The organism is Rhodococcus sp. IEGM 1406 (assembly GCF_030056745.1).
In the GTDB taxonomy this organism is placed as follows: Bacteria; Actinomycetota; Actinomycetes; order Mycobacteriales; family Mycobacteriaceae; genus Rhodococcus_F; species Rhodococcus_F erythropolis.
The window spans coordinates 595319-607730 of the sequence record NZ_JASHKO010000001.1 but is presented as its reverse complement, the minus strand read 5'-3'; the positions used below and the strand labels follow the sequence as shown (position 1 = coordinate 607730).

Sequence of the window (12412 nt, the reverse complement as noted above, 5' to 3'; positions counted from 1 at the left end):
ACGTTCCACCACGTCGATAGAGTTCAACCATGAAGCTTTCCGGAGGCGTGGAGTGGTCACTCCACTGCTGTGTGGTTCTCAGCCAGGCCGAGGGGCCGGTACCCACAGCCAGACTCGCCGAACTTCACGGGGTGTCGAAGACATACCTGGCGAAGCATCTGCGAGCGCTCGCGCACGCCGGTCTGGTCAATCCGACCGAGGGCCGAGACGGTGGGTACGTCCTCACCCGGGCTCCCGAGAAAATCACCGTTCTCGACGTCGTCCAGGCGGTTGACGGCACTGAACCTGCGTTCCGGTGCACGGAGATTCGACAGCAAGGAATCCTCGCCGCTCCACCGGAGCAATGCCGTTCCGCCTGCGGAATTGCCAAAGTCATGGCCGACGCCGAAAAAGCCTGGCGCGCATCGCTGTCGGGAGTCACGATTGCAGATCTTGCTGCAACCCTGGATCTTCCGGCACTCAGAAAGATCCTGACCACACCGATCGCACCTTAGAGCGGCCCACACCTCACGAGGCATCAATCCATCGTTCAACTATCGGGTACCTTGTTCGGGGATCAAATCTTGACGAAGAATCTTCCGGGAATTTTCGCAAGATCTCGGAGGGGGTTTCATGGGAGTCAGTGGCGCTGCGGGGTTGGGGCAGAACATTCGTCAAACAACTGGACTGTTGCGTCGCTGGTGGTCTCTTGCGTACGACGGTGAATGGTTCCCTCGGTTTCTGGCTGCTCGATCGATGTTGGGGACAGCCAGAGTGGTCGTCACCTTTTGGTGCGCCGTGTTCGTGGCACTCGCCGTACTGGCTCAATTCGTGAAGGGTGGCGCAACCGACCTCCCTGAACGGCTCGCGGCGGGCACAGCATGCATGATCGCGCTCTACTGCATGATTCGCTGGTCACTCGGACGGTCCTGGCCGAGCCACCACCAATCCGTTCGTTTCATTTCGCTCACCAATACCTGCTTGTCCTTGATACTTCTCGCCGGAATCCATTCGAGCTTCCTGGCATTGACCGGCGCCGTTCTGTTCGTGGTCGTCGCGAACTATTCGTCGGTATTCCACAGCCCTCGAATAGTCACGGCACAGATCGTCGGCGCGCTGTTCGTCGTTGCCCTACTGACAATTCGCGCTGTAACCGATCCGGATACCGATTCTTCGCTGTCGGTGTCCACTGGATTCGTCATCGGGTGTGTTATCGCGTCCGCCGCGATGACCGTGCATTTCCTCGTCTTGTACTTGACCGACGATGCACGACACTCTTGGCGCGATCCACTCACCGCTGCTCTGAACCGACGTGGGCTGCACAACGTCTGGCAACAGCTGTTCGGTGTCGGCGAACTCCAAGGACACGTTGTCCTCGCGGTGGTGATCGATGTCGATTCGTTCAAGAGCGTCAACGACAAACTGGGTCACGCAGAAGGTGATCGGATGCTGGTGACAGTCGGTCGGCGTCTGAACTCAGCGGTCGGAGAGGTCGGGCTGGTTGCCCGGACAGGCGGCGACGAGTTCGTGATTCTCATGCCCGTGGAGCCACGTCGCATCGAACAAACCGTGGTGGACATTCACAATTCGATATCGCGGCCCGCCGGTCGGCAGTCGATTTCCGTGAGCGTCGGAGCCAGCGTGTGGCTGTCCTCGACAATCCCGGACGCTTCAGGAACCATCGATCGGATACTTGCCGACGCCGACAACGCGATGTATCGAGCCAAGCGACGGGGTGGAGACCAGGTGGCCTGGGCGGTAACGCATCTGAGCTGATCGACAGGTCTACTTGCCGACCGAACTCAGAGCGCCGCTTCGCTGTCGTTCGCTGGATCCAACTGATCCTGGGTTGCCGCCCAACTCGCCAAGAGTTTGAGAGCGTCAGCCGTGGGCGTCCCCGGCGCCGCGGTGTAGACCAGCAGCGTCAGCCCGGGATTGGACGGCAGTTCCATCGCCTCGAAGTTCAGCTCCAGGTCGCCGACTACGGGGTGACGAACCTTCTTGAATCCCGTCCGATGAAAGCGCACATTGTGCTTCGCCCACCGGGTGCGGAATACCTCACTGCGAGTAGCAAGTTCACCGATGAGCTCGGTCAGCGCCTTGTCATGGGGATTGCGTCCCGCTTCCGAGCGGAGCATCGCGGCGATGTCGTCAGCCGCGCGCTCCCAATCTACGAAGAAGTCCTGCGACGCCGGGTCCAGGTACACGAAGCGGGCGTTGTTCGCCGGCCTACGCGGATCAGCCAAGACTGGCGAATACAACGCGCGCGCCATGCGATTGGCCGCCAGCATGTCGTGCCTGGCATTGCGTACCCACGCCGGCGCGTCGGTGATGGCGTCGAGTATCTGCTGAATCGCCGGGCTCACGCCCTTGGGGGCGGGGCGCTTTCTACTCGGTGCGCCTGCACTGGCGGCCTTCGCGAGGTCGTACAAATGGGCAGTTTCGGCTTCGTCGAGTTGCAATGCCCGGGAAAGGCTTTCGAGTACCGAGTCCGACGCTCCCGCCAGATTTCCGCGTTCCATGCGCACGTAGTAGTCGATGCTCACACCGGCGAGCAGAGCGACTTCCTCACGGCGCAACCCCTTGACGCGACGGTTTCCGCCGTAAGCCGGGAGCCCTGCCTGCTCGGGTGTGATGCGAGCACGACGGGAGCTGAGGAATTCGCGGATCTCGGCTCGGTTGTCCATGCAGTTCACGTTACTCGAGCGGCGAAGACCGAGGGAGGTACTGCCGTTACCTGGAACAACAGACACTCCCGCGCTCGCGAGGCGCCGCGTTGACTGATTGCAGTCGACCGGTTCACGCAGAAACGTCGACTTCCAAGCACGCGACACCAGAAGCAAGAGGGGACACCATGCGAGCAACCATCATGTACGGCGCCGGAGACGTTCGGGTCGAGACCGTGCCCGATCCGGTACTGCAGCAGCCGACGGACGCGATCGTGCGGGTCGTCAGGGCCTGCGTTTGCGGCTCTGACCTGCACCCTTACCACAACATGCCGGCAACACCCGGTGGTTCCCCGATGGGCCACGAATTTGTCGGAGTAGTTGAAGAGACCGGTCGCGAGGTGTCCACGTTGAAGAAGGGCGACTTCGTCATCGCCCCCTTCGCCTGGTCCGACGGGACCTGCGACTTCTGCCGCGAAGGCTTGCAGACGTCCTGCCGACACGGCGGCTTCTGGGCCGGAAACGGGATCGGAGGCGGGCAGGCGGAGGCCATCCGAGTGCCGTTGGCAGACGGCACCCTGGTCAAGGCGCCGGTCGGTCAGGACTCCGAACTCCTGCCGTCACTGCTCACGCTCTCCGACGTCTTCGGCACCGGCTATCACGCGGCGGTCAAGGGTGGCGTCAACCAACGCACGACGGTCACGGTCATCGGCGATGGAGCCGTGGGGCTGATGGCAGTGCTCTCCGCCAAACGCCTCGGCGCCGAGCGCATCATCCTCATGGGGCGCCACAAGACCCGCACGGATCTCGGTCTAGAGTTCGGAGCCACCGATGTGGTTGCCGAACGTGGGGACGAGGGCATCGAGAAAGTCCGCGAACTGACCGGAGGCGACGGCACTCATGTCGTCCTCGAAGCGGTAGGTCACATGCCTGCCTATGAGCAGTCACTCGGAGTTGTCCGACCGGGCGGCGTCATCAGCCGAGTCGGAGTACCCCAATACGAAGAAGCTCCAATCGGATTCGGGACGCTCTTCGGACCCAACATCACGCTCACCGGTGGACCGGCTCCGGTGCGCGCGTACATCGAAGAGCTGATGCCGGATGTGCTCGACGGAAAGATCGAGCCGGGCAAGGTCTTCGACCACACCGTCGGGCTCGACGACGTAGCGGAAGGCTATCGAGCCATGGACTCCCGTGAATCGTTGAAGGTCCTCGTCCGCCCGTAATCCACCACTTGCGAACGTCCACCACTTGCGAAGAAGAAGCGCGTGACCCACACTGCCAACCGTCCCATTGCCGGTCGCATCAATTCCACCGCGATCCTGGCGATCATTCTGATCAGCTATTTCATGATCCTGCTAGACAATTCGATCATCTTCACCGGGCTACCCAGCATCCAAAGCAGCTTGGGTTACTCGGCAACCGGGCTGTCCTGGGTCCAGGACGCCTACACCCTGGTGTTCGGCGGCCTTCTCCTGCTGGGCGCTCGTCTCGGGGATATCTTCGGCCGTCGTCGCGTATTCGTCTCCGGTCTCGCAATTTTCGCGATTGCGTCGTTTCTCGTCGGGGTCGCGCCGAACGGTTGGTGGCTCATCGCGGCGCGCGCTCTCCAAGGCGTCGGAGCCGCAGTGGTGGCCCCGGCGTCGCTGTCACTGCTGACCGCCAGTTTCCCGCCCGGGCCGGAGCGAACGCGCGCTGTTGCCTGGTACGGCGCTGCCGCAGGAATAGGCGCCAGCCTCGGACTCGTGATCGGCGGCGCCCTTGCCGACTGGGTGTCATGGCGCGCAGGCTTTTTCATCAACGTTCCGATCGGAATCGCGATGATCGCGCTCGCTCCCCGGTTCATTCCGGAAACCGAACCCAACTCCGGACGTTTCGATGTGGCGGGCGCTGTTCTCGCCACACTCGGCATGACCGCACTCGTCTTCGGCACCGTCAACTCGGCCGAAGCGGGGTGGACCTCACCGATCACTGTTGCGACACTGGCGGCCGGGGCGATACTACTGACCTTGCTCTTCCTCAACGAAGCGAGAGCGGAGCAGCCGATCATGCCACTGAGGTTGTTCCGCAGCCGGGAGCGATCCGGCGCGTACGCCGCCCGAATGCTCTATCTGGGTGCCATGATCGGATTTTTCTACTTCACGACTCAGCTACTCCAAGGCGTCATGGGCTTCAGCGCGTTCCAAGCTGGCATCGCCTTCTTCCCGATGACGATCGTCAATTTTGCTGTGGCGATGCTGATTCCGCGACTGACACCACGATTCGGAAATTCCGCAATTCTGTCGGTTGGCATTGCCGTCACCCTCGCCGGGATGGCGTGGCTCAGTCTGGTCCATCCCGGTAGCACGTATCTCACTGCGATAGCACTTCCGATGATATTGATCGGCGCCGGGCAGGGGTTGGCTTTCGCTCCGCTGACTTCTGCCGGTATCTCCGGGGTAGAGGCCGAGGATGCCGGTGCCGCATCAGGATTGGTCAACACTGCACACCAACTGGGCAGTGCTCTCGGACTCGGCATCCTCGTCGCAGTTTCCGCGGGCGCCGGAGCCTCTGCCGACGACGCTACAACGGCACTCACCGATCACGTATCAACGGCTCTCACCGCAGGCACCGCCCTGCTGGCCGCTTGTCTCGTCATCGTCCTCGCACTGATCGTCCCGGCTACGAGAACGCGAAGTACCACAAAGCAATTCGAACAGGAGAAAGGAAGCCGAGATGTCGCACTCGTGGACCGAGGCTGAACTGACCAAGATCGGTGGTGCCGAGGAATTGCAGATCTCCTCTAACCGCCGCGACGGCACCGCAAGGCCGTACGTCACGATTTGGGTCGTCCGTGCCGACAACCAACTGTACGTGCGCTCGGCATACGGAACCGACAACCCGTGGTTCGTCCGAGCAACGGCAAGTGGAGGGGGCCGAATCCGCGCAGGAGGAATTGAGCGGGACGTGGCGTTCGAGTCCGCCGCACCGGATGCGCACTCGGCGATCGACTCCGCCTACCACACCAAGTACGACCGCTACGGCCCGCAGATCGTCGGCTCCGTCACCGGCCGCGCCGCCGCACCCAACACCATTCGACTTGTTCCGCTGACGCAGAACTGAACCGCCCCTTTCGATTCCGAGGAGACCTCATGGAAATCTTGAAGCCCCAGCCCACCAGCAAAGCACCCAGCGACTGGTTCACCGGCGACGTCTGGTGGGACGTCATCTACGCCGGCCAGGAGCCGTCGAGGATGCGCGCCAACATGGTTCGCTTTGCACCTTGTGCGCGAACCGACTGGCATTCCCATGTCCTCGGGCAGACCCTCCACATCGTCTCCGGGACCGCGCTGGTTCAAGCTCGCGGCGGCGAGATCGTCGAAGTGAGTCCAGGCGAGACGATCTATACCCCGGCAGGAGAGGAACACTGGCACGGCGCGGCACCCGACCGTTTCATGACCCACCTTGCGCTGTGGGAAGGACCCGGCGACGAAAGCACCGAAACTACATGGGGCGACAAAGTCACCGATGAGGAATACAACGGTCCCCGCGCCAACCATCGCTGAGACCGGACACCACTCAGATACGTCGCATCACCGAAACAACCTTGCCCAAGATGGCCGCGCGATCGCCGTCGATGACGCTGTATGCGGGATTACGAGGCTCGAGGTACACGTGACCGTCGCGGCGCCGGAGCACCTTCACGGTGGCCTCGCCGTCGATCATCGCGGCGACGATCTCGCCGGAATGGGCCTCGTCCTGGCGTCGCACCACGACGACGTCGCCATCGCAGATTGCTGCGTCGACCATCGACTCACCGCGCACCCGAAGTCCGAACACCGTGCCGGAGCCGACGAGCTCGCGAGGAAGCGCCAGCACCTCGTCGGCGTGCTCCTCCGCGAGGATCGGCGCGCCGGCCGCAATGTCACCGACGACCGGAACCGTCACGGTGTTCGACGACGACTGTTCCTTCGCTCCCACGAGGAACGGCCGCACGTCCAACTGCCGAGCCATGGCCGCTCCCCTACGGAGGAAGCCCTTCTCTTCGAGGCTCTTGAGGTGCTTGGATACCGTCGACGTCGAGCGCAGACCAACCGCGTCTCCAATCTGCCGTGTGCTCGGCGTGCACCCGTTGGCAGCCACGAGATCCCGGATGGTCATCAGAATCTGCTGCTGGCGGAGCGGCAGGGAGGAGGCGTCGAGGCCACCGAACATGTCGAGATCGTCGTAATCGGTCACGACGAGAATCGTAGTGAGGGGTCCCGACATCCAATCCAGGCAGCCGCAGCCTGCCAGAAACGGCACAGGCAGTTTGTTTCCCGAGTGGCGCATGGCACGCTGAGCTCATGGAGCCTCTCGAACCGATGCGCCCGGTCAGTGTTGCAGTCGACACGCGGACCAAGACTCCACTCTGGAAGATGGCGGTTCTCTATCCGGCAGTGACATCGGTGTTCATGTTTGCCGCACTCACCACCCGAACGGGAATTGGTCTTGTCGTACTGGGACTGGTCATTTTCGCAGTCGGCGCGAGCACTTACGCGATGTCGGAGCGACGGATGCTTCGGGAGAACTCGGGGGTTCGAGTTCCATACTTCGCCGGACCTCCTGTCGCCCCGCGGCACGTCGATATACTCGCGGCAGCAGGGATGCCCCTGCTTACGAGTGGAGCGGTGTTGACCGTCCGGGCATCCGATACAGAACGTCCTTGGGTTTTCATATCGGTGTTCGTGATAGCGATGGCCCTGGCAATAACTGTCCCGATGGTTGTGCATAACGTGCGGGCCAAGCGGACAGAATCAGCCTGAGCAAGTCAGGACACTCGGCATTTCGCAGCGTGATATTCAGCTGTTTACGCCCACTTCGGAACAGCGATCGACAGCTGCACCGCGTCAAGCGCTGAACGAGCGATGCAGCGAGATGTCGAAGTCGCCGGAATCGGCCTCTTTGGCGACCTGGTTCTGATCAGCGACCCCGATAATGTACTCGTTCATGACTGTCGCGCCGAAAACATTCGATGATGTGCCCATCCAGGGCCTGGGCCTGATGCGATTGACCGACAACGGGTGGGGTGATGCTGACCGCGACCCCGCCGCACTGGTTCGCGCCGCGATCGACTCCGGGGTGCCCATGCTCGACACAGCCGAGATGTATGGAAACGAAGAGCTGGTTGGTCGGGCAATTGGCGCCAACCGTGAACACATCACGTTGTGCAGCAAATTCGGTGTCTACCGCGGGCCGTCGGGTCATCCTGATGACTGGAATGTTCGGGCGGACTCTGCAACGGTGCGCGCGGCCATCGAGGGCTCACTCAGGCGCCTCGACGTCGATCACCTCGATCTTTACTACCTGCATCACCGCAGCGAGGACACACCAATCGAGGAGACCGTCAACGCTATGGCCGAGCTCCGCCAGGCAGGGAAGATCCGGGCTCTGGGGCTGTCCAATGTCACGCTCGATGACATCCGACGAGCTCATGCCGTACACCCCATCACTGCCGTGCAAGAGCAATGGTCCCTTATACGGCGAGATGTTGAACTGTTTCTCCCAACGCTCGCCGACCTCGGGATCACACTGGTCGCACATTCGCCGATGGGGCACGGCAACCTCAACCACTCCACCGGCAATCTTGTCGCTCGGTCCCTCGCCAGCATCGCTTCTCGTGTCGGAGCGACGGCTGGCCAGGTCGCTCTTGCGTGGGTCCATCAGCGCGGGCGCGGGGTCGCGGCCACCGTCATTCCCCTGCCCGGCACCACGAGCATCGCTCATCTACAAGCCAACATTGCTGCTTCGCGAATTGATCTCAGTGAGACTGACTTGGCGGACCTTGATGATGTCACGCAGCAAACAAGGGAGCAGTAAGGCAGTTTGTTGAGAAAGTTTGAGGTGCGGGAGGTCAGCGGAACATACCGCGCTCCGATCGCGAATGACCGCACGCGAGAAACCCGGCGACGCCAAGGCGCATCCCAGCCATACTGACCGACGTGACAGAAGTCGAGGTTGTCGTCGCCCATAGCGAGCGCGCGACTCTGCGCGTCGGCGAGGTGTTCCTCAAGATCGACGCCGATCAGTCGAATACCGACGTCGAGGTCGAAGCAATGCTCCGAGCCCCAATCCCGACAGCGCAGATTCTGTGGCGCAAGCCGCCCGTGCTCGCGCTCGCCGCTCTGCCGGGAAACGCGCTCGGTCGCCTAGGCAGACCGTCGACCACGCCTTCAGCGGCGTGGGCCGCAGCGGGTGCCGCCGTTCGAATGCTGCACGACGCACCGTTGCCGCCCTGGCCCGGCCGTAGTCTCGACGACATCGCCTCAGAACTGGACCGCGAATGTGCATGGCTGACCAGGAGCGGGGTGGTTGCCACCGGAGTGATTACATCCAACCGTCGGATTGCCGAGATTGCGCTCAGGTCGTGGACACCGGTATTCACACACGGTGATCTCCAAGCCTGCCATGTGTTCGTAACCGATGACGAAGTTGCCGGCGTCATCGACTGGTCCGAAGCCGCGCAGGGCGATCCCTTGTACGACCTCGCAACACTGACCCTCGGCCACCCGGAACATCTCGATGACGTGGTTGAGGGCTACGGCGCTGACGTCGACCTCGAGGTCATCCAGGCGTGGTGGTCGTTGCGCAGCTTGAGAGGCGTGCGCTGGCTGGTCGAGCATGGTTTCGATCCAGCCGCGCCGGGCTGCGAAGTAGACGTGCTGAATCGACAGGCGATGCGCGACTGACAATAACCGAACCATCAGGACGTCCTCCCCCAATCTGCCAAACCTCCGACTCGCGCCAAAATTGCTGCGGCCAAAAGTATTTCGTGTCGATGACGGCACGGTTAGGCAGGTCGCGACGCGTTCGCGCCGCCGTCGATTGCCGTCAGCCGGCAAACGCCTGGATATTGTCAGCGAGCGGTGGTCGTCTCAATCGAGTGTCGGACCGCGGCAAGCACGTCCAGTCGCCCACATGGCAGACCGAAGTCTGGACTCGCTCTTCCTGCAGCAACTTTCGGAACGCCGGTGAGCGCGAACCGTGACCCTCCAACGAAAACGACAAGATCACGGATACATGCGAGGTACAGCCCGTTGATTCGAGTGGAGCCGGCTCAGGCGCTGGCGGCCTTGTCTGCAGTTTCGACAAGGGTCTCGACCTTGCTGAACTGCAGCACACCGTCTTCGATCTCGGCGTCGTGCATCAGCTTGCGGTCGCGGTAGTAATTGTTGACCACTTTCCACGCGCCGCGGGCACCCTGACGCGGCATTTCTCCGTCGCCGCGCTGGATGTAGCCCGAGGTCAGGGCTCCGCCCATGAGAGATTCTTCGGCGAAGTCCTCGGGTTCGGCGTGAACCTCGAAAGTCGTGTAGCTGCGATCGCGCATGATCTTGAGCACGCGACACAGATAGGACGCGGCCAGGTCAGCCTTGAGCGTCCACGACGCGTTGGTGTAGCCGAGGATCATCAGGAAGTTCGGGATGTCGGAGTAGAGCACGCTCTTGTAGGCCACAGTCTCGTTGAGCTTGACCGGCTCGCCGTCGATGCTCATGGTTGCGCCGCCCAGAATCTGTACGTTCAAGCCGGTCGCCGTGACGATGACGTCGGCCTCGATTTCGCGGCCCGACTCGGTCACGATGCCCTTCTCGGTGAACGTGGCGATACGGTCGGTGACGATGTCGGCCTTGCCGCTCTTGAGCACCTTGAACAGGTCCCCGTTGGGAACCACGCACAGGCGCTGATCCCACGGGTTGTAGCTGGGAGTGAAGTGACGCAGGTCCACGTTCTTGCCGAGCTGCAGGCGGATCTGGGCGAGGAACAGCTTCTTGGCCAGCTTCGGGTTGGTGCGAGAAAGCTGAAAGCTGGCGCGTTGCAGTGCGATATTGCGGGCTCGACCAATCTTGTAAGCAATCTGGTCGGGAACGCGTGCGAGCTTGAGACCCTTGGCAACAGGGTCCTCGGACGGAAGCGCCTGGATCCACGTGGGCGAGCGCTGCAGCATGGTGACGTGACCGGCGGTGGGGGCCATCGACGGGATCAGCGTGATCGCGGTGGCGCCGGAACCGATGACCACTACCTTCTTTCCGGTGTAATCGAGATCCTCCGGCCAGTGCTGCGGGTGCACGATCTGACCGCGGAAGTCGTCCTCACCGGGGAAGGCGGGGCGGTAGCCCTTGTCGTAGTTGTAGTAACCACAGGCGCCGACGAGGACGTTCGCGGTCCACGTCTCGGTCTCCCCCGTCGACTCGACCAGGACGGTCACGGACCACTGCGCGGCGGTACGGTCGAAGTCCATAGACACGACCTTGCGGCCGAAGTTGATGTGGTCGGTGACGCCGTATTCCTTGGCGGTTTCCTCGACGTAGTCACGGATACTGGCGCCGTCTGCGAGCACTTTGGTGCCGATCCAAGGACGGAAACCGAATCCGAAGGTGAGCATGTCGGAGTCCGAACGGATGCCCGGGTACTTGAACAGGTCCCAGGTGCCACCGATGTTCTCGCGGCGCTCGAGGATCGCGTAAGTGCTTCCGGTCTGCTCACGAATGAGGTGGCAAGCCGCGCCGATTCCGGACAAGCCAGCGCCGATGATCAGTACGTCGACATGCTGTGTCATGGAGGAAACTCGTTTCGTAGGTCGTCGCGAAGCTACATCTGGCGTCGGCAGTGGCCGAGAACGATCGGCCGGTTCAGGCCGGGTTCCCTAAGGTCAGCGCCAATGTACAGGATATGTGCAACTGGCGGTAACAGTCAATGTCTCGACCCGACTGGGCACAGAACATTGAGAGCGGGACGCACCGGCCTCGCGGAGACTCGATCGAGACGCCTGAATGCCTCGAGCCATTGGAGAGTCGTTCACATCGTCGACGGAACGTCCCATGGCTCGTCTACGCGAGATACTCGTCGCCCAAATATTCAGCGCCCTAGCATAATTCGAAGGTCCACGATCAGGTGTCGGACGCGCGAGTCTCCATGGGCGGACGGACAACTGCGCTATCGCTGTCACCCTTCGTGCGCATCAGTGAAGAGGTCACTCCGATAACGAGCCCGCTGACGAAACCACGCTGAAACCAACGGTTTTGGATTCGCAACGCGGAAAACGGGCGGACTGGACCTCCGCCGGTGATGTAGTCGCTATGACACACTCCAGCACAGTCACGGTGTACACCACTCATAGCGATCGAGGGTTCGCCAATGCAATCGCTGCCGGAATCACCACCAGGGCCTATTCCGCGCCACAAACCGCAGACATGAGCCTGCTAAGGCACCACACCAGCGATCACGGTAGAGCGCTTGTTCTCCTACCACTCGGGGGCGTCGATTGGCACGTGAAGGAGCTTTCCGCACTCGAGGGATCGGTCCTGGTCGGCGATCTCAGTAGCGGCCGCTCCATGATTCGGGGGCTTGCTGCGGGCGCCCACTCCGCGCTCAACTCTCAACTCCCGTTCGCATCGCTGCTCGATGAGCTGCAGGCCGCACTCAACCCCAATTCCACTCAACCTGCACACGAGAAGTCCTCGCTCGTACAACGCATCCGGTTGCGCACCGAAGAATCCGCACGAATCGGCAGTCTCACCGATCGCGAATTCGAGATCGTGGGTCTTCTCTACGGCGGTTCGAATGTCGACTCGATTGCTCGAACCGCCCACATCGCACCGACCACGGTTCGCGCCCACGTCCGAAGCATCCTGCAGAAACTGGGGGTGCACTCCCAACTGGAGGCATGCGCGATGCTCCGCCGCTCTGGTCACGACGCACGCAGACACCCGCTGGAACTTCGGATCGGACGCTTCTAGCAGGAAGTGCCC

General features: G+C 62.0%; 13 protein-coding genes. 10 read left to right on the top strand and 3 right to left on the bottom strand.

Going from position 1 to position 12412, the window contains the following annotated elements; translation table 11 throughout:
• Nucleotides 1-29 precede the first annotated feature (29 nt).
• Both QM596_RS02885 and QM596_RS02880 read left to right on the top strand, forming a co-directional pair.
• Complete coding sequence (locus QM596_RS02885) at nucleotides 30-494, top strand: RrF2 family transcriptional regulator (RefSeq protein ID WP_020909359.1); 465 nt, start codon at nucleotides 30-32, stop codon at nucleotides 492-494.
• A gap of 118 nt (nucleotides 495-612) precedes the next feature.
• Nucleotides 613-1755: a GGDEF domain-containing protein gene (locus QM596_RS02880; RefSeq protein WP_283308063.1), complete on the top strand. Its 1143-nt coding sequence runs from the start codon at nucleotides 613-615 to the stop codon at nucleotides 1753-1755.
• A gap of 26 nt (nucleotides 1756-1781) precedes the next feature.
• On the opposite strand, the gene QM596_RS02875 is transcribed toward QM596_RS02880, so the two are convergent.
• The gene (locus tag QM596_RS02875) at nucleotides 1782-2666 is read right to left on the bottom strand and encodes a helix-turn-helix transcriptional regulator (RefSeq protein WP_007729733.1); all 885 of its coding nucleotides are present in this window, start codon (nucleotides 2664-2666) and stop codon (nucleotides 1782-1784) included.
• Nucleotides 2667-2833: 167 nt separating this feature from the next.
• On the opposite strand from QM596_RS02875, the gene QM596_RS02870 reads away from it, so the two are divergent.
• From QM596_RS02870 to QM596_RS02855, 4 genes are read left to right on the top strand one after another with little or no spacing between them, the layout of a single operon-like run.
• Nucleotides 2834-3871: a zinc-dependent alcohol dehydrogenase family protein gene (locus tag QM596_RS02870; protein ID WP_046379407.1), complete on the top strand. Its 1038-nt coding sequence runs from the start codon at nucleotides 2834-2836 to the stop codon at nucleotides 3869-3871.
• A gap of 42 nt (nucleotides 3872-3913) precedes the next feature.
• Nucleotides 3914-5386, top strand: coding sequence for an MFS transporter (locus QM596_RS02865; protein WP_283308062.1), 1473 nt, complete (start codon nucleotides 3914-3916; stop codon nucleotides 5384-5386).
• Entirely contained in the window at nucleotides 5361-5747 is a 387-nt protein-coding gene (locus tag QM596_RS02860; protein WP_259118516.1) for a DUF2255 family protein, read from the top strand. The genes QM596_RS02865 and QM596_RS02860 overlap by 26 nt, the downstream gene beginning before the upstream one ends.
• Nucleotides 5748-5776: 29 nt before the next feature.
• Nucleotides 5777-6190 carry a (R)-mandelonitrile lyase gene (locus QM596_RS02855; protein ID WP_283308059.1) on the top strand — a complete coding sequence of 138 codons (414 nt, stop codon included), beginning with the start codon at nucleotides 5777-5779 and terminating at the stop codon, nucleotides 6188-6190.
• Between the two features lie 13 nt (nucleotides 6191-6203).
• Here QM596_RS02855 and lexA read toward each other — a convergent pair whose 3' ends face one another.
• Nucleotides 6204-6893 (bottom strand): transcriptional repressor LexA, encoded by a 690-nt coding sequence (gene lexA, locus QM596_RS02850; protein WP_020909365.1) that lies wholly within the window; start codon nucleotides 6891-6893, stop codon nucleotides 6204-6206.
• 77 nt (nucleotides 6894-6970) lie between these two features.
• On the opposite strand from lexA, the gene QM596_RS02845 reads away from it, so the two are divergent.
• The 3 genes from QM596_RS02845 to QM596_RS02835 all read left to right on the top strand — a co-directional run bounded on the left by QM596_RS02845 (nucleotide 6971) and on the right by QM596_RS02835 (nucleotide 9352).
• On the top strand, nucleotides 6971-7429 hold the full coding sequence (locus tag QM596_RS02845) for a hypothetical protein (RefSeq protein WP_283308058.1): 459 nt from the start codon (nucleotides 6971-6973) through the stop codon (nucleotides 7427-7429).
• A gap of 184 nt (nucleotides 7430-7613) precedes the next feature.
• The gene (locus tag QM596_RS02840) at nucleotides 7614-8483 is read left to right on the top strand and encodes an aldo/keto reductase (protein ID WP_198586335.1); all 870 of its coding nucleotides are present in this window, start codon (nucleotides 7614-7616) and stop codon (nucleotides 8481-8483) included.
• A gap of 122 nt (nucleotides 8484-8605) precedes the next feature.
• A complete protein-coding gene (locus tag QM596_RS02835) occupies nucleotides 8606-9352 on the top strand; it encodes a phosphotransferase family protein (protein WP_020971013.1) in 747 nt (248 codons plus the stop codon).
• A gap of 368 nt (nucleotides 9353-9720) precedes the next feature.
• On the opposite strand, the gene QM596_RS02830 is transcribed toward QM596_RS02835, so the two are convergent.
• Nucleotides 9721-11220, bottom strand: coding sequence for a flavin-containing monooxygenase (locus QM596_RS02830; RefSeq protein ID WP_020971014.1), 1500 nt, complete (start codon nucleotides 11218-11220; stop codon nucleotides 9721-9723).
• A gap of 520 nt (nucleotides 11221-11740) precedes the next feature.
• Between QM596_RS02830 and QM596_RS02825 the strand changes: the two genes are divergently transcribed.
• Nucleotides 11741-12400 carry a helix-turn-helix transcriptional regulator gene (locus tag QM596_RS02825; protein WP_283308057.1) on the top strand — a complete coding sequence of 220 codons (660 nt, stop codon included), beginning with the start codon at nucleotides 11741-11743 and terminating at the stop codon, nucleotides 12398-12400.
• Nucleotides 12401-12412 lie beyond the last annotated feature (12 nt).

What these genes read in the sequence shown, in the direction of transcription:
- QM596_RS02885 (WP_020909359.1), top strand. Translation starts at nt 30, where the DNA reads ATGAAGCTTTCCGGAGGCGTGGAGTGGTCACTCCACTGCTGTGTGGTT.
- QM596_RS02880 (WP_283308063.1), top strand. Translation starts at nt 613, where the DNA reads ATGGGAGTCAGTGGCGCTGCGGGGTTGGGGCAGAACATTCGTCAAACA.
- QM596_RS02875 (WP_007729733.1), bottom strand. Translation starts at nt 2,666, where the DNA reads ATGGACAACCGAGCCGAGATCCGCGAATTCCTCAGCTCCCGTCGTGCT.
- QM596_RS02870 (WP_046379407.1), top strand. Translation starts at nt 2,834, where the DNA reads ATGCGAGCAACCATCATGTACGGCGCCGGAGACGTTCGGGTCGAGACC.
- QM596_RS02860 (WP_259118516.1), top strand. Translation starts at nt 5,361, where the DNA reads ATGTCGCACTCGTGGACCGAGGCTGAACTGACCAAGATCGGTGGTGCC.
- QM596_RS02855 (WP_283308059.1), top strand. Translation starts at nt 5,777, where the DNA reads ATGGAAATCTTGAAGCCCCAGCCCACCAGCAAAGCACCCAGCGACTGG.
- lexA (WP_020909365.1), bottom strand. Translation starts at nt 6,893, where the DNA reads ATGTCGGGACCCCTCACTACGATTCTCGTCGTGACCGATTACGACGAT.
- QM596_RS02845 (WP_283308058.1), top strand. Translation starts at nt 6,971, where the DNA reads ATGGAGCCTCTCGAACCGATGCGCCCGGTCAGTGTTGCAGTCGACACG.
- QM596_RS02840 (WP_198586335.1), top strand. Translation starts at nt 7,614, where the DNA reads ATGACTGTCGCGCCGAAAACATTCGATGATGTGCCCATCCAGGGCCTG.
- QM596_RS02830 (WP_020971014.1), bottom strand. Translation starts at nt 11,220, where the DNA reads ATGACACAGCATGTCGACGTACTGATCATCGGCGCTGGCTTGTCCGGA.
- QM596_RS02825 (WP_283308057.1), top strand. Translation starts at nt 11,741, where the DNA reads ATGACACACTCCAGCACAGTCACGGTGTACACCACTCATAGCGATCGA.